Raw genomic sequence first — 15,481 nt, 5'->3', positions numbered from 1 at the left:
TCAGGTGGCGTCCCACCAGCGCAGCACGCGGGTGCCGTGGAGCGTGAGCCACTTCGACGGCTCGCCCTCGGGGACGTCGACCTCGAACCACTGCCGACCCGGCGGCCGCGTTCCCTGGGTCCACGTCCCGTCGTCGTTCCTGGCGGCACGGACGACCTCGATCGCCTCGGCCGCCCGGGCGTCCGGCGCGGTACCGTCCTGCAGCGCAGCAACCCGCAGGTGGTCGGTGACCCGGAGCGCCGAGTAGATCCAGCGCAGCGGGTACGCGAACCGGGTCGCCCACGGCCCGACGAGCTCGCCGTCGTGCTTCCGGAACAGCAGCCGTCGTTCGAGCAGGTACTCGGTGCCGCGGAGTCGAGCCGCTCGGAGTTCCGCCGCGCGGGGGTGGGTGCCGCCGGTCAGCTGCTCGTGCTGCAGGAGCCCCTCGATCACGTTGAGGGTCGAGTGGAACGACGACACCGTCGACCCCTCGATCCACTCGCAGTTCCAGCCGCCGTCGTCGAGCTGGTGGTCGAGGAACCAGTCCGCCAGCTGCCCGACGTCGGCACCGAGCCAGGCGCCGTTCGCCAGGGTGAAGGCGTTGATGCAGCAGTCGACCTCGCCGCTCCAGTAGGGGAGGTCCTCGTACTCCCAGCGGCTGTTCGTCGCCAGCCGTGCGGCCGTGTCCCCGAGGACCGCGGAGTCGAGTCCCCAGTCGCGCAGGGCGTTCAGCGACCAGGTCGTCGCCGTGTAGGGCTGCCCGGGTTCGTCCGCCTCGGGACCGTCGAAGTCGAAGTCCGCCGGGAAGTACGCGCCGCCGGCCCACTGCCCGTCGGGGTCCTGGTGTGCGAGCATCGCCGCCCCGAGGCCCTCGGTCGCGACCCGTGCCCGGGTCTGCTGCCACACCGACGGCGGCGCACCGGTCAGGTCACGCTCGACCTGCCACCGGACCGCCGGGTCCGAGTCGAGCAGCCACTCGACCACCGCGTCGTCGCTCATGGCGCGGAGGCTACGCCGTGCGGAAGCCCGCCGCCACGTACCGGTAGGACGAGCCGTCGTCGGTCCGATCGACCACACCGAGGTCGACGGCGTCACGTCGGACGATCGCGACGTCCTCGCAGAACATCGCGATGGCGGCGTTCAGTACCGCCTCGGTGACCGGGCGTGACGATCCGAGTCGCTCGAACACCAACTCGACGATGCGCGTCGACAGCGGGAGCCGCTCGTCGTCCTTCACGGGCATCCGGTGGATCCGGTCGAACTCCAGGAGCGCGGCCGGCGCCTGCAGACGCTGCAGATCCTGCGCTGTACGGCCGAGCAGCGCCACATCGGGTCCGTCCGCATCCAGCCAGTCGAACGCGCTGACCGCGGACATGGTCCGCTCGTCGAGCTGAACGCGCTCGACGAGCGCTGGGCGCAGTGTCCGGCTCGCCACCGCCGACACCACCTGCCGTGCACGTGCCAGCGGCTCCGTGGCCCTGCTCAACCTTCCGCCGCCAGCCGATCGGGGTGCCACTTCGCCCACTTCTCACGAACAGCGGCATCGAGCGGGACGTCGAAGTGCCGCGCGATGAGCAGGACCTGCGCGAGGACGTCCGCGATCTCGTCCCGGAAACCCTGCTCGATCTCGTCGTCCGTGCGGCCCTTGCGCCGAGCCTGACCCGAGCGCGCGAGGAACGCCTGCGTGAGTTCACCCACCTCTTCGCCGAGCTTCAGGACGAACCACTCGTCGGTGCGGTCGATGCCGTGCCGCTCGGCGTAGAACGCGGAGACGGCCTCGACCTCGTCGCTCAGGTCCTGGACGTCCATCAGAAGTAGGTGATGCCGTGCGGGGTCCGCGGGGGCAGGAGCATCGCGCGCAGCAGCTCGATCGACGCGGTGTCCGCAGCGCGGACCAGGCCGGCGGCCGCCAGGGTGACGGGCGAGACCGACCCGATGAGCAGGGCACCGAGCTCTGCCACGTCGAGCTGGACGTCGGAACCGGCCACGTCGGCGTCGTCGGCGATGCGCGTGACGCTGCCACGGGCCTCCTGGACGTCCAGCCGGTACGTGCCGGTCGTGTGGCCGAGCGCATCGGTGACCGCGAGTGTCAGCGAGCCGTCGACGGCGAACGGCCGCGACTCGAGCACCGCGGCCACGTCGAGGACGCGCAGCCAGACGTGGTCCTCCTCGTGGTCGACGTCGTACGCACGGTTGTCGCCGAGGGCCGCGACGATCGGGTCGTCGAGCCGCGAGCGGTTGTACTTCACGACGTCGTTCAGGTCGATCGACAGCAGGAACTCCCACAGCGCCGTGTAGGCCTGGTCGTTCGCGTAGACCAGGTCGACGATCTCGAGTGCGGTGTCGGAACCCCGGTCCTCCTTGACGCGCCAGGTGACGTAGCCGTCGATCTCGTCGGTGCCGTCGGCACGGTGCACCGCCGCACGGACGTCCTTCGCCTTCTGGCCGTCGTTGCCGAGCAGTCCGAAGACCACCGGCCAGGTGCCCGCGTTGCGGACCATCGAGCCGGGCGTGCGGGTGTGGAAACGCTCGAAGACCGCCTTGCCGGGGCCGTCGGCGAGCCACTGCGGCGTGACGACGGACACCGAGCCCGACGTCGGGGCGAGGAGGGGGAGTGCGCGTTCGCGACGCACGCGCACCGCGCGCTCGCGGATCGCGCTGCCGAAGCCGAAGCGGCGGTAGATCGTGCCCTCGGACGCGGTCAGGGACGCCACGGCGTAGCCCTCGGCGACACCTCGCTCGAGCGCGTGCGTCATCATGCGGCGCAGGATGCCGCGGCGACGCTCGGTGGGCCGGACGGTGACCGCGGAGATGGCCTGCGTGTCGACGGACGACCCGTCGCCCCAGCTCAGCGCCTTGCGGAACCACGTGAAGGTGCCGGCGGGCCAGGTCTCGTCGACGGAACCGGGGAAGGGCTTCCGGACGTAGACGCCCAGGAAGGTCTCTTCGTCGGCGATGAAGTGGGACGCCATACGGGCTGCACCTTCGGCGTCCGGATCGGCTTCGTGGAACCCGAGGCCGACGGCCTGCATCCACGATCCGGTCTCGGCGTTCGGTGCCCCCTCGTCATCCGTCCCGGGCGCGAACTCGCGCAGCTCGTAGCGGTCGTCGAATGCCTCGTTGCTCACGCTCACGACCCTATCGGGACCGGGTGACGTCACGGCAAGGTACGACGGGCCTCCTGCGCGACGACGTCGTCGAGGTCCGCCAGCGACCGCATCTGCTGCAGCGGGCGGGCCATCCTGTGGTTGTCACGGAGCGCCGGCTCGGTGCGCGCGAGGAACGCCCAGTACCCGGCGGTGAACGGGCACGCGTCGTCGCCGACCCGCTTCGTCGGGTCGAAGCGGCAGCCCCCGCAGTGGTCCGACATCCGGTCGATGTAGCGACCGCCCGACGTGTACGGCTTCGTGGCGACCATCCCGCCGTCGGCGTGCTGGGACATGCCGATGATGTTCGCCGGCATCACCCAGTCGGTGCCGTCGACGAACACGTCGGTGAACCACTCGGTCAGGTGCACCGGGTCGTAGCCGCGCTGCAGTGCCCAGTTGCCGAGCACCATGAGGCGCTGGATGTGGTGCAGCCAGCCGTGGTCGTGCAGGCCCTCGATCGCGGTCCGCACGCAGACGGCGTCGATCTCCGACGCGTCGAGTTCCCGCCACCAGGCGGGGAGTCGTCCGTGCGCGCCGAGGGCGTTCTCCGATGCGCCGTAGTCGTCGCCGAACCACCAGTAGAGGTGCCAGACGTAGTCGCGCCAGCCAGCGACCTGGCGGACGAAGCCCTCGACGCTGGCGAGCGGTGCGGCCTCGCTGCGGTGCGCTTCGAGGGCGGCGTCGATCGCCTGACGTGGATCGAGCACCCCGAGGTTCATCGGCACGCTGAGGAGCGAGTGCGCCATCGTCCAGTCGTTCGTCAACGTGGCGTCCTCGAACGGCCCGAAGTCGCCGAGGCGCACCGCGACGAAGTCGTCGAGCGCACGCTGGGCCTCGTCCGCCGTCACCGCGAACCGACGGGGGTCGTCCCGGCCGACGAACCGGGCGGTGCCGTCCCGCTCCCATCGGTCCAGGTCGTGCCGCACCTGGTCGTCGATGTCGTCCTCGTCCGGCCACCAGGGCTCGGGCAGCCCGAGGGTCGTGGCGCCCTTCGGCGGCGGCTGGCGGTTCTGGTCGTCGAGGCTGAACTTCCCACCGATCGGCTTGCCGTCGCGCAGCAGCCAGCCCTCACGGCGCCGGACACGCTCGTAGTGGTCCTCCATGCGGAACCGACCCGTGCCCTGCGCCGCCCACTCCGCGAACTCGTCCTCGTCGGTCACGAACCCGCGGCTCGGAAGGATCTCGGTGCCTCGGCCCCAGTGCCGGATCTGCGCGCGGAGGGTACGGGACGGTGGATCGATCGCCTCGAGGTCGTCGCGGCCGGTCAACGCCTCGCGGAGGGTGTCGACCTGGACGTGCTCGGCACGGTCACCGAGTTCGTGGACGCGGTGGCGCAGGGCACTCAACCAGAGGTGGGCCTTCGCCCGGTGGACGGGGCGAGCGGTGAAGAAATCGCGTGCCTCGACGACGAGCGCGGGACCGCCGTCGTCGAACAGGGGGCCGTACTGGCCGGGGAGGACCAGGCGACGACGTTCGGTGGGCATGGGTGGACCGTACCCAGCGAGTGGGGTGGAGCTGTCAGTCAGGGGCGTTCGTCGACGAGGGCGATGAACCGGCTGCCGATGCCCTCGACCTCACGTCGGGTGAGCCCCGCAGTCGGTTCCGGCGCCTGGTACGGCTCGTGGTAGTCACACATCAGGTAGTCCCACTCGGGCCACCACTTCTTCGGCCGCGCTTCTTCGGCGAACGCGCAGACGACGCACTCGAGGCGGACCCAGACCTTCTTGGCACCCGTGCGGTTCGCTCGGGACTGCACGAGCCACGCGGGCGGATCCTGTTCGATCGCGTCGAGTTCGGCTTCGCTGAGACGCGAGGGGATTCCGTGGTGGGTCGCCATCTCGAGGGTGATGTCGAGTCGAACGGCGGCGTCGCGTCGGGAGAGCATCCGACAAGATTAGGTTCTGTCGGGGCTCAGTGCCGTCGGCGATGGGGACGAGCCCGGTCGCGCGACAGTTCCGCTCTGCGGCATCTGCCACAAGCGGAGCCCGATGTGCGGGTGTGAGCTCGTAGACTCCTCGTGATGGCTGGGATCACCGTGGCGTCGCGGACTCGGCGAGGGCGCCGTACAGGCCGTGGCATTGCGGCGGACAGCACGCGGTGGGACGTGCAGGGGCTCCGCGCGTTCGCGGTCCTCGCCGTGCTGCTGTACCACCTGTGGCCGACGAGGCTTCCCGGCGGTTTCATCGGTGTCGATGTCTTCTTCGTGATCTCGGGCTTCCTGATCACCGGGCACCTGCTCCGCGAGGTCTCCGCGACCGGCCGGATCGCTCTCGCCGGGTTCTGGGCTCGTCGTGCGAAACGACTGCTCCCCGGCGCCTTCCTCACGCTCGTCGCCACTGGGGTCGCGGTCCTCCTCTGGGTGCCGAGCGCGCTCTGGGGGCAGTACGGCCGGGAGCTCATCGCCTCGGCCGTCTACGTCCAGAACTGGCAGCTCGCGGCCGATTCGGTGGATTACCTCGCCGAGGGCAACGGCGCGTCCCCGTTCCAGCATTTCTGGTCACTGTCGGTCGAGGAGCAGTTCTACATCGCGCTGCCCCTGCTGCTGCTCGGGGTCCTGTGGTTCGCGCACCGCGCACGCCGAGCACAAGCCGACCCGGTCGTCGTGACCCGCGTCGTGCTCGGCGTCGTCGTGGTGCTCTCGCTGACGTGGAGCATCGTGCAGACCGGGACCGCGTCCGGGATTGCCTACTTCTCGACGGCGACGCGAGCGTGGGAGTTCGCACTCGGCGGACTCGCCGCGACGATTCCCCTGGGCGTGCCGCGGTCGAGTGGGACGCGGACGACCCGGGCGATCGTTGCCTGGGTCGGTGCCGGCGGGCTGGTCGTCTCGCTGTTCGCCATCACCGCTGCGACGCCGTTCCCGGGCATCGCGGCGGTGCTGCCGGTCGTGTCCGCGACGCTGGTCGTGCTTCTCGGTTCGCATTCGGGACTCGAGTTGGTCGGTCATGTCGCCCCTGTCCGTTTCACCGGTCGGATCTCGTACGCCGTCTACCTCTGGCACTGGCCCGCGATCGTCCTCCTGCCGATCGTCACGCGCCACGAAGCGACCACGCTGGACAAGGTCGTGATCGTCGTCGGTGCGCTGACCCTCGGCGCGGCCACCACCCTGCTCGTCGAGGAGCCGCTCCGGTTCTCCGCGCGCGTCCGGCGCCTCCGACCCCGCCGGGTTGCGGTCTACGGTGTGCTGAGCACCCTGGTCGTGGTGGCGCTGGGCGCGACCTCGCTCACGGCCCTCCACGTCCAGCAGGTCCGGACAGCGCTGCTGGCGGAGCGCCTCGGCTCCGGCAACGTCGCGTGCTTCGGAGCCGCGGCGGAGATCGCTTCGGCCGACCCGTGCGTGAACCCAGCCCTCGCCGACGTCCGCGTGCCGTCCGCAGCGAACGCGGTCGCCGACGACGCCAACCGATCAGCCTGCTGGTCGAACGACTCGAGCACGTTCCGAGTGTGTTCCCTCGGTCCGACCACCGGGTACTCGAAGCACCTCATCGCGATCGGTGACTCGCACAACAACGTGCTGGTGGACGCCTACGCGCGGATCGCGGAGCAGCGCAACTGGCGCATCGACGTCGCCGGTCACCAGAGCTGCTACCTGACGACTGCCGAGCAGCAGGCGGGGTCCAGACGCCAGGTCAACGCGTGCACCGGCTGGAAGCAGAACGCCATGGACCACCTCCGGTCACACCCCGACCTGGACGGCGTGATCGTGACGCACTCGAGCGGTAACGGCCCGGTCGTGGTGCCGGAGGGGAGCACGGACGAGCAGACGGTCGTCGACGGACTCGTCACAGGATGGAGCGCCGCCGCCGAAGCCGGTATCCCGATCATCGCGCTCCGCGACAACCCTGCAGCACGCCCCGATGTCGTTGCGTGCGTCGGTCAGATGTCGGGACCGACCACCCCAGCCTGCGACTCTTCGCGTGCCGACGCCCTCGCACGGTTCGACGGATCCGCGGAGGCCGTCGACCGCGTGCACGGCGCTGCCCGTCTCGTCGACCTCACGGACTCGTACTGCACCGACACGGTCTGCCCCGCCGTGATCGGCGGCGTACTCGTCTACCGCGACCAGACACACCTGACGAACACGTTCGCGACGACACTCGCGCCGTACCTCGGCGACGAGATCGACGCCGCGTTGACGGCGATGCGATCTTGATCGGAACCGCCGGCGGAGGAAGCCCCCGTTCTTGCCGACGGCTTGCCCCTGAGCGTCAACGGCGCTTCGCAATGGTTGCACCCGCGATCGGTCGCACCTACGCTGCCCGCATGTGGTGGTGGATCGGAACCGGCGTGGTCCTGGCTGTGCTCCTCGTGCTGTGGTTCGTCATGCACCGGTACACCAACTTCGGCTCTCGGGCGGCGCGGTACGAGGGGAGCGACCCCGAAGTCGCTGAAGCCCTTCGGCAGGCTGAGTCCGACATCGCGCGGGGGCGCATGTACTTCTGAGGCTCTCGCAGGCGAGCGAGCGAAGCGAAGGAGGACGTCCCCGGCTACAAGGGGCGTCAGGCCCCGGGGCTCGTGTAGTGCCGGGACTGCCGCATGAAGAACCACCATCCGAATGCGAGCATCAGCGGCCCGGCCATGGGTGCGATGTCAGCGAGCCACGTCGGGACCAGCAGCTCGTCGGTCTTGCCGAGCACGACGGTCGCAGGCAGGTACGCGATGAACGCCAGCGGCAGCGCGAACGTCAGCGCGAAGGCGCCCGCGGGACCGAACACGGGAAGCGGGTAGGCCCCGAAGTCGGTGAGCGTGTTGTCGACGCTGACCTTGAGGTCACGGGTGGATCCCAGCCGGAACGACAGCCCTGCGAGACCGATCTGCAGCCCGGCCTCGAGCAGACCGCCGCCGATCGCGGCCGCCACGGTGAGTGCGACCAGCCAGGGCGTCCAGTCGATCGGCGCGAGCGTGATGGCGGCCACGAGGATCCCAAGCCCGTGCACCAGGTCGCCGAGGGTGCCCAGGTTGAACCACCTGGTCAGCAGCTGGATCAGCGGTGGTACGGGGCGGAGCAGGAAGCGGTCGTACTCGCCCTCGCGGATCACCATGTCGGTCGCCAGGTGCTGTCCGAAGAACACCGTCCCGACGCCGTGTGCAGTGAGCCGCAGCCCGTACAGGAAAGCGATCTGCGCCGTCGACCAGCCGGCGATGACGCCGAACCGGTCGAGCAGGACGCCGATGAACAGCAGCTGCGTCCCTTGCAGGGCCGCACTGCCCGCCATCATCAGGATCAGGTTGCCCTTGTAGATGAGGGACTGCCGGAACGCCGCGGCGAGCAGGATCCGCCACTGGCGGAACCAGCCGGGAGGCTCGGTGGCGGTCCCCGGGGCGACCGTGCGTCCGATGTCAGCCACCGTTGATCACCGTCCTCCGCAGGGCGCGCAACCACACCAGGTGGGCGGCGAACGCGAGCGCGACGATCCAACCGGCCTGCAGGGCGAGCTCACCGAGGACGTTCCAGCCAGGCGTCCGGTCGAACCAGATCGAGAGCGGGGTGAAGATCTGCGCACTGAACGGCAGCACACGGAGCACCGCGGCGAGGCCGTCCGGCATGAACCACAGCGGGATGAGCGAGCCTGAGCAGAACGCCGCCGCCATGCTGTAGATCATGTAGGCGCCGCCGACGTCGGTGGTCCAGAACGCGGTCAGCCCGACGATGAGGTTGCACTGGATCGCGATGACCAGACCGAGGACGGCGCTGAGCACGAACACGAGGGTCTGCCACCAGGTGCTCGGAGCGGGAACCGCTCCGAGCAGCAGCGCCAGGGCGAGCCCGACGATCGCCTTCGGCGCGTTGGCGAGGGAGCTGCCGAGCTGCGCGGCGACGGTCTGCGTGATCAGCCCGACCGGCCGCATGATGTCGAACACCACATTGCCGTCGCGCACCCGTCGGTTCAGCGACGAGAACTGCCACGGCTGGAACACGACGGCGAACAGGGCGCCGAGGACCGCGTACCCGACGGCGTCGGCACGGTCGACGCCGCTCACCGAGGTGCGGTCGCCGTAGACCGCGTTCCACACGAGCATCACGAGGACGACCCGCATCACCGTGCTCACCGTGCCGACGAGGACATCGGCGCGGAAGACAAGGACGGAGCGCAGCCCTTGCCCGACCAACGCGAGGCGGACCGCGAGCGGGCCGGCGGGCCGGTCGCGGGCCTCCAGGACGTCAGCCGACACGGCGCACCGAGCGTGCCGTGTAGATCTCGGTGATCACGTCCTCGAGTTCCGGCTCGTGGACCGTGAGGTCCGCGATCGGCAGCGCGGCCGTGGTCCGGGCGATCGCGGTCGAGGTGGACACCTCGGTCGGGTCGTACCGGAGGTCGAGGAGGTGCGCATCACCGTGCTCGTGCGTCCCTGCTCGCTCGACGCCCTCGACCCACCAATCGCGCGGCTCCGGCCCGGACAGTTCGACGCGCAGGGTTCGGTGTGGCAGGTACGCCCGGCGGAGCGCGTCGATGTCGCCGTCGAACAGGATCCGACCGTCGTCGATGATCACCACACGACGGCACAACTGCTCCACGTCACCGATGTCGTGGGTGGTCAGCATGACCGTCGTGCCAGCGGTGCGGTTGCGCTCCCGGACGAATTCGCGGATGCGTGCCTTGGCGACCACGTCGAGCCCGACGGTCGGCTCGTCGAGCTACAGCACCGGCGGCTCGTGCAGCATCGCCGCGACGAGGTCCCCACGCATCCGCTGTCCGAGGGAGAGCGTCCGGACCGGCCGGTCGATGAAGGACCCGAGGTCGAGCAGGTCCACGAACTCGTCGAGCGTGCGTCCGTACGCCGACGGGGCGACGCCGTAGAGCTTCGCGAGGACGTCGAACGAGTCTCGGAGCGGCAGGTCGAACCACAACTGCGTGCGTTGCCCGAACACCGCACCGATGGTGCGTGCGTTCGCCGAACGGTCCTTCCACGGCACGACACCGTTCACTCGGACCTCGCCACTCGTGGGGACGAGCACACCTGTCAGCATCTTGATCGTCGTCGACTTCCCGGCGCCGTTCGGGCCGAGGTAGCCCACGATCTCGCCCGGCTCGATCGACAGCGAGACGCCGTCAACGGCCCGGTTCGTGATCGTCTTCGTGGTGAACAGGTTCCGCACACCCGAGAACGCACCCTGCACCCGGACGGGGCGTGAAAACTCCTTGACCAGACTGTCGGCGACGATGAGCGACATTCGTCCAACGTATCGAAGAAAGCCCCCAGTGGCGAGGAACCGACATCGCCCGACGCCGCTGTGAGAGCATCGCCGGATGCACGACGATGTTGCGAACGACGTGCGGAGCGAACCGTTCCGCGCCGGTGAATCCGTGGTCCTCCGCAGTCTGCACGCGCTCGGTTCGCACGGTCGAGCCGTCGCCTTCGCCGTCGCGGGTCGAGTCCTCGTCGATGACGACGACGTCGCGGTGGTCGCGAGTCCGCTCGGTTCCGCGGTCCGTCGCCGGGCCGGTACCGGCAGCGGACCGAACGCGCGCCTCGTCCTCCCCTCGGACTGGGACGGCTCCTACGTCGAGGACAGCTGGTTCGGAGCGACCGTGGTCCGCGTGCACCCGAAGGGCGCAGCGTGGTCGGTGTGGCGCTGGCACGATGGGACGCAGTGGCTGCCGGACTGGTACATCAACCTCGAGCTGCCCTGGGTGCGTACCTCCGTCGGCTTCGAAAGCCAGGACTGGACCCTCGACGTCATCGCGACCCGAGACGATGCGGGCCGCTGGTCGATTCGGTACAAGGACGAAGACGAACTCGCGTTCTACAGGGACGAGGGCCTGGTCACGGAAGTGGACCGCGCGATGATCGAACGCACCGGCGAGGATGCCACCGCGGCCGTGCACGCGGGCTCGTTCCCGTTCGAGACCGACTGGTCGCGGTGGGTGCCGGACCCGAACTGGTCCGCTCCGCAGATGCCCGCAGGGTGGGATGCCGTCCGCTAGCTCCGCTCAGTGCGTCTGCGCTGCGAGGTCGGCGTAGGCGGCGGCGTACCAGCTGACGGTCGAGTCACCTGCCGTCGGCCCGATGGTGATCGAGTCGGCCGACGTCACGACGTAGAGGTCTTCGTCGTGGCCGCACTGGACCGAGCGCGCCGCGAGCTCCCTGCCGGTGTCAGCGCCGTCGGCGATGCGACCGCCCCAGACGGCCATGCGGACGGTTCCGTGTCCCTGGCAGGCGAGGGACACGCGGACGTGTGCGCGCTCGCCGCCGTCTGCGACGCCCAGGGACAGCCGACTCGACGCGTCGTTGGTCCCGGCACCAGCGCCGAGTTCGCCGGGCTGGTCCGCCCACCGATCCTGGACGTTCTCCATCCAGGCGGAAGCGACCTCGACGTCGTCAACCGGCGTCGCATGCCCGGAGCAGGCGGTGAGCGACACCACGACCACGAGCGTCAGCCCGATGATGCTGCTCCATCGGCCGCGGCGAAGGTGGTCGTGCACAGACGAAGCAATCATGTCGATCACAGTGTCGTGCACGCCGGCCGCTCCCGCACCCTCCCGTTCTGGCGTCGTGCTCGTGACGGGGTGCGACGCATCGGAGCCGTACCTTCACGACGAGTTCGTCTGAGGCTGACGCCGTCCCGGTCCAGGAAGGCGCTCTGACAGTCCCTACGGTGGTGGGATGCGTTCTCTCGCCAAGCTCGATGACTGGTCTCCGTCCGACGTCCATGCGGTCTTCGAGCTTGCCGACGCGTACCAGCACCGCCGGGGACCGGTGACGGCGGGGTCGGCAGCCATGTTCTTCCCGCCGACCAGTCTGCGAACCAGGGTGACGTTCGAGCAGGGTGCTTCGCTGATGGGGCTCGATCCGATCGTGTTCCCGGACACGACGCTCGACAAGCCAGAGGCGCTGGCAGACGTCGCCCGGTACCTCGACAACTGGGTCGACATCATCGTGGTGCGTCACCGTGACCTCGCCGTCATCGAGGGACTGGCTGCCGCGCATGCGTTGCCTGTCGTGAACGCCATGACCGACGAGAACCACCCGTGCGAGGTCCTCTCCGACCTCTACGCACTGCGGCAGCGTGGGGAGATCTCGTCGCTCCGCTTCCTCTTCGTCGGGGCGGACGGCAACATCGCCAGGGCATGGCAGGAAGCTGCTCGAGTCCTGCGACTCGACCTGGTCCAATGCTGCCCGGCCGGCCTCGCAACGCCGGGCGCTGCATGGACCGACGACCTCGAGACTGCCGTGCGGTCAGCGGACGTGATCCTGACGGACGGCCCCGGAGCGCACGCCGACGCCCTCGAGTCGTACCGGATCACCGCGGCGCTCCTCGACCTCGCGCCCACGGGAGCCCGCTTCGACCCGTGTCCGCCGTTCGTGCGTGGCCGTGAGGTCAGCGCCGATGCCGTGGAACACCCCGCGTTCGTCGGGCACGGGTTCAAGGCCGCACTGCTCCCGGTGCAGCAAGCAGTGATGGCGTTCTGCCTCGGTCTCGGACCGTCGGGCGGCTCCGCCAGTCGTCAGTAGTCGGGGTCCTGGCGGTCCTGGTCCTGCCAGGGCAGCATCCGACCGGCGACCAGCGACAGCATGCCCCCGAACATGAAGACGAGCAGCACCGCCCACCAGGGGTTGCGTCGTTCGCGCGGCTGCTGTCCGTCCATGCCGTCACGATAGCGGGTCAGTCGGTCGCACCCCGGGGCGGTTCGACGAGCAACCCGACGCGGTCGGCCAGGTAGTCGGCGAGCGGGACGGCGGAGCCGGCAGCCGGTGACCAGCGGACGAGCGGCACGTCGTCCTCGACGAAGAGCACCCCGGTCGAGCCGACGAGCGTCCCGTCCAACGCGATCGCCGTTGCGCCGTGGTTGACGGTGTCGCCGGCCGCGAAGTGCCCCTTCGCCGCAGCAGCACGGTAGGCCCGACGGACCTCGGCCGAGACCGACTGGAACTGTGCCCGGCCCGGGTCGGTGACCCGGGTGATCGCCCCGGTGGCCCAGACCCGGCCGCCCGATTCGAGCGACGACCCGATCAGCAGTGCACCGACCCGCCACACGCGACCGAGGAGCCGCATGGTCGCTTCGCGCCGGATGCCGAGCACCGCCTTCGGCTGCGCGTACTCGCCGAGCGCCTCGTCCGGCACCCCGGCGGCACGGAGCCGTCGTGCGGCGTCGTCGAGCAGTTCCCTCGCTCGCTGCACTCCGTCGGTCACGTCCACCGAGCCTAGACCGAGGCCTGCCCCGAGCCCCGGTGCGATGCCCTGCGGCGCCCGTGACCGGCCGTCGCACGTCGCCCGCGCCCGGACGCCCCACGTCGACGGCGAGCGGCCGTGACCGTGCCGATGGTGATCATCACGCCGCCGTACGCCAACAGGACCCCGGCGACGGTCGGGATGAGCCAGCTCCGCGACCCGTTGACGAGCTGGTTGACGACTCCGATCTCGGGGATGCTGTACCAGACGACGCCCCGGATCTGCGCGGCGGTGACGGGGTGCGGGTCCGCCTTCGCGTTGTTGTCGCCCTTGAGCACGAAGGTGCGTTCGCCGTTCGACGACGAGGACACCGAGGTCACGCGGTGGCTGATGACGGCCGGCTGGCCGGAGACGATCTGGTAGGTGACGACGTCGCCCACCTCGATGTCGTCGACGGCGGTCGGGCGGACGACGAGCAGGGTGCCCGGGGGCAGCGTCGGCTCCATCGACTGGGTCAGGACCGTCAGCGGCATCGACCCGGTGGCCTTGGGGACGACGATGAGCACGACGGCGAGGGCCGCGACGAGCAGGAGCAGCCCGGTGCTGAGACCGAGGACGACGGCGTGCACGACCGCACGCCCACCGGAGCGCTCCGCACGTTCGGGACGAGCCGCCGCGCGGGTCACGCGCCGCACCGGATCGCCGCGCCGTTGTTCTGCGTGAAGAGCGTGACCGGGCCGCTCCCGGCGACGGTCGAGGTCGGGTTGCCGGCGCTGTCGAGGACCTTGACGGTGACGGTGAGCGTGCCGGAGGTACCCGCGCTCGCCGGGATGTCGCTCGGGGCGATGGTGATGAACGCCGAGTAGTCCTGGGCCTTCTGTCCGACCGGCGTGGTCCCGACGTAGGCGGCGTACCAGGTCTCCTTGGGGCGGCCTGCGGCGTCCCAGGTGACGTCGACGTAGTTGCCGCTGTGGTCGTTGCAGGTCAGCGCTGCTTCCGCTGCGGAGGTGTTCAAGTAGAAGCCTCCCTGCACGACGCCCGACGTCCAACTGCCGCTCGCCACGGTGAGGTTCACGTTCACGTTGGCCGTGGCGGATGCCGGCGCCGAGGACTTGGGCGTGCTGCGGGTGCACCAGATGGCCGAGGCGCCGGCGGCGAGCTTGGACGTCATGCTCGGCAGTGACGCCCAGGTGCCGGTGACCGAGCCGCTGCCGACCGCGGTGTTCGTCGTGCACGCCGCGGTCGTGGCGACGGGCCACGCGACGACGGTGACCGCCTGCGCGAGCGCCGTCGAGCTGCCGGAGACGACGGACACGGTGGTCGTCGCGGTGCCGGCGATGGAGCCCGAGTTGGTGAGCGTGATCGGCTTCGTGACCGACGTCACCGTGGACGAGAAGGTGGTGGTCAGCGCGCTCGTGCCGGCGATCGACGCGGAGACCTTGCCGATCGTGACGCTCGAGGCCGTGGTGCCGGACGCACTCCACAGTGCCCAGGCGGCGCTCGACCCACCGCCGACGAACACGGCGGTGAGCAGCACGGCGACGACGAGCCGGAGACGGCGGTTCATGCGGAGACCTGCGTTCCGGTGACGGTGAGGGTGAAGTCGGTGACGGCGCCGGACACGCTCTGCGGCGCGTCGGCGTCGAGGACCAGCTCGACACAGCCGACGGTGCTCGCACCGGGCTGGAGCGTGAACGAACCGCTACCGGTGTCGAAGGCGGCGAGACGGCCGCTCGCGCCGGACAGCCCGGCGGTGCAGGCCGCAGCCGATGACACGTTGGTCAGACGGAGCGTCAGCTCGCCGAGGACGGCCGCCGACGACGCGTTCGTCGCGTAGGCGACGTTCGTGGACGTCGTGGCGACGCGCATCGACAGTGGGATCGAACCGGTGTTCTTCACGGCGAAGGTGCCGGTGACTCCGGTACCCGGTCCGAGGACGGTGGTGTTCATCGTCGACAGGGTGCCGACGGTGATCGTCGCGGTCGCGGACTTCACGGTGGTGGCCGCGGTGCTGGCGGTGCCGTTCCAGAGGGCGTAGGTCCCGCCGACGCCGAGGAGCGCCGTAGCGACGGCGACGACCAGGGCGAGCGCGACGGGCAGGATCCACCGGTGGCGTCGTGCCGCGCGGTGGCGGCCCGTCGTCCTCGGTGTCCCGGTCATGTGCGTCCCCTGGTGCTCGTGAGCCTCTGCTGGTGCGGGCCACAAGGGCCCAGACGGGCCACAAGGGCCCAGCACGGGC

Annotated in this window: 20 protein-coding genes; 4 read left to right on the top strand and 16 right to left on the bottom strand. The window is 70.1% G+C overall.

What is annotated here, in order from left to right:
* The 6 genes from M4960_RS05795 to M4960_RS05770 all read right to left on the bottom strand — a co-directional run bounded on the left by M4960_RS05795 (window position 1) and on the right by M4960_RS05770 (window position 5,013).
* Entirely contained in the window at window positions 1-978 is a 978-nt protein-coding gene (locus M4960_RS05795; protein ID WP_248703710.1) for a squalene cyclase, read from the bottom strand.
* A gap of 10 nt (window positions 979-988) precedes the next feature.
* Window positions 989-1,354 (bottom strand): DUF2087 domain-containing protein, encoded by a 366-nt coding sequence (locus M4960_RS05790; RefSeq protein WP_131845821.1) that lies wholly within the window; start codon window positions 1,352-1,354, stop codon window positions 989-991.
* Window positions 1,355-1,461: 107 nt separating this feature from the next.
* The gene (locus M4960_RS05785) at window positions 1,462-1,788 is read right to left on the bottom strand and encodes a MazG nucleotide pyrophosphohydrolase domain-containing protein (protein WP_131845820.1); all 327 of its coding nucleotides are present in this window, start codon (window positions 1,786-1,788) and stop codon (window positions 1,462-1,464) included.
* A complete protein-coding gene (locus M4960_RS05780; RefSeq protein ID WP_248703709.1) occupies window positions 1,788-3,107 on the bottom strand; it encodes a GNAT family N-acetyltransferase in 1,320 nt (439 codons plus the stop codon). Before M4960_RS05780 ends, M4960_RS05785 begins: the two co-directional genes overlap by 1 nt.
* A gap of 29 nt (window positions 3,108-3,136) precedes the next feature.
* Window positions 3,137-4,612 (bottom strand): cryptochrome/photolyase family protein, encoded by a 1,476-nt coding sequence (locus M4960_RS05775; protein ID WP_248703708.1) that lies wholly within the window; start codon window positions 4,610-4,612, stop codon window positions 3,137-3,139.
* 38 nt (window positions 4,613-4,650) lie between these two features.
* Window positions 4,651-5,013, bottom strand: coding sequence for a hypothetical protein (locus tag M4960_RS05770; protein WP_123291944.1), 363 nt, complete (start codon window positions 5,011-5,013; stop codon window positions 4,651-4,653).
* Window positions 5,014-5,148: 135 nt separating this feature from the next.
* Between M4960_RS05770 and M4960_RS05765 the strand changes: the two genes are divergently transcribed.
* Entirely contained in the window at window positions 5,149-7,281 is a 2,133-nt protein-coding gene (locus tag M4960_RS05765; protein WP_123291945.1) for an acyltransferase family protein, read from the top strand.
* A gap of 110 nt (window positions 7,282-7,391) precedes the next feature.
* Entirely contained in the window at window positions 7,392-7,571 is a 180-nt protein-coding gene (locus M4960_RS05760; RefSeq protein ID WP_131845817.1) for a hypothetical protein, read from the top strand.
* A gap of 56 nt (window positions 7,572-7,627) precedes the next feature.
* Here M4960_RS05760 and M4960_RS05755 read toward each other — a convergent pair whose 3' ends face one another.
* Genes M4960_RS05755 through M4960_RS05740 form a run of 4 tightly spaced genes read right to left on the bottom strand, consistent with a single transcriptional unit; the run spans window position 7,628 to window position 10,302 of the window.
* Window positions 7,628-8,476 (bottom strand): ABC transporter permease, encoded by an 849-nt coding sequence (locus M4960_RS05755; protein WP_248703707.1) that lies wholly within the window; start codon window positions 8,474-8,476, stop codon window positions 7,628-7,630.
* Window positions 8,469-9,302: an ABC-2 family transporter protein gene (locus M4960_RS05750; RefSeq protein WP_248703706.1), complete on the bottom strand. Its 834-nt coding sequence runs from the start codon at window positions 9,300-9,302 to the stop codon at window positions 8,469-8,471. Before M4960_RS05750 ends, M4960_RS05755 begins: the two co-directional genes overlap by 8 nt.
* Complete coding sequence (locus M4960_RS05745) at window positions 9,292-9,738, bottom strand: hypothetical protein (protein WP_248703705.1); 447 nt, start codon at window positions 9,736-9,738, stop codon at window positions 9,292-9,294. The genes M4960_RS05750 and M4960_RS05745 overlap by 11 nt, the downstream gene beginning before the upstream one ends.
* Window positions 9,739-9,765: 27 nt before the next feature.
* A complete protein-coding gene (locus M4960_RS05740; protein ID WP_248703704.1) occupies window positions 9,766-10,302 on the bottom strand; it encodes an ATP-binding cassette domain-containing protein in 537 nt (178 codons plus the stop codon).
* 76 nt (window positions 10,303-10,378) lie between these two features.
* Here M4960_RS05740 and M4960_RS05735 point away from each other — a divergent pair, with 76 nt between their 5' ends.
* Window positions 10,379-11,056: a DUF402 domain-containing protein gene (locus M4960_RS05735; protein WP_248703703.1), complete on the top strand. Its 678-nt coding sequence runs from the start codon at window positions 10,379-10,381 to the stop codon at window positions 11,054-11,056.
* Window positions 11,057-11,062: 6 nt separating this feature from the next.
* Here the strand turns inward: M4960_RS05735 and M4960_RS05730 are convergent, their stop codons facing one another.
* On the bottom strand, window positions 11,063-11,569 hold the full coding sequence (locus tag M4960_RS05730) for a hypothetical protein (RefSeq protein ID WP_248703702.1): 507 nt from the start codon (window positions 11,567-11,569) through the stop codon (window positions 11,063-11,065).
* Between the two features lie 166 nt (window positions 11,570-11,735).
* Here M4960_RS05730 and M4960_RS05725 point away from each other — a divergent pair, with 166 nt between their 5' ends.
* Window positions 11,736-12,584 (top strand): ornithine carbamoyltransferase, encoded by an 849-nt coding sequence (locus M4960_RS05725; RefSeq protein ID WP_248703701.1) that lies wholly within the window; start codon window positions 11,736-11,738, stop codon window positions 12,582-12,584.
* Here M4960_RS05725 and M4960_RS05720 read toward each other — a convergent pair.
* The 5 genes from M4960_RS05720 to M4960_RS05700 are packed head-to-tail and all read right to left on the bottom strand — an operon-like array spanning window position 12,578 to window position 15,402.
* Entirely contained in the window at window positions 12,578-12,718 is a 141-nt protein-coding gene (locus M4960_RS05720) for a hypothetical protein (RefSeq protein ID WP_248703700.1), read from the bottom strand. The genes M4960_RS05725 and M4960_RS05720 overlap by 7 nt on opposite strands.
* A 17-nt stretch (window positions 12,719-12,735) precedes the next feature.
* On the bottom strand, window positions 12,736-13,263 hold the full coding sequence (locus tag M4960_RS05715; protein WP_248703699.1) for a hypothetical protein: 528 nt from the start codon (window positions 13,261-13,263) through the stop codon (window positions 12,736-12,738).
* A gap of 11 nt (window positions 13,264-13,274) precedes the next feature.
* Window positions 13,275-13,928: a signal peptidase I gene (locus M4960_RS05710; RefSeq protein WP_248703698.1), complete on the bottom strand. Its 654-nt coding sequence runs from the start codon at window positions 13,926-13,928 to the stop codon at window positions 13,275-13,277.
* Entirely contained in the window at window positions 13,925-14,809 is an 885-nt protein-coding gene (locus tag M4960_RS05705; protein ID WP_131921544.1) for a hypothetical protein, read from the bottom strand. Before M4960_RS05705 ends, M4960_RS05710 begins: the two co-directional genes overlap by 4 nt.
* On the bottom strand, window positions 14,806-15,402 hold the full coding sequence (locus M4960_RS05700; RefSeq protein WP_123291955.1) for a TasA family protein: 597 nt from the start codon (window positions 15,400-15,402) through the stop codon (window positions 14,806-14,808). Before M4960_RS05700 ends, M4960_RS05705 begins: the two co-directional genes overlap by 4 nt.
* Window positions 15,403-15,481: the final 79 nt, after the last annotated feature.

It is taken from the genome of Curtobacterium sp. MWU13-2055 (assembly GCF_023242305.1).
In the GTDB taxonomy this organism is placed as follows: Bacteria; Actinomycetota; Actinomycetes; order Actinomycetales; family Microbacteriaceae; genus Curtobacterium.
Note: the sequence above shows the minus strand (reverse complement) of the source record. Positions and strands in the feature narration are given on the sequence as shown.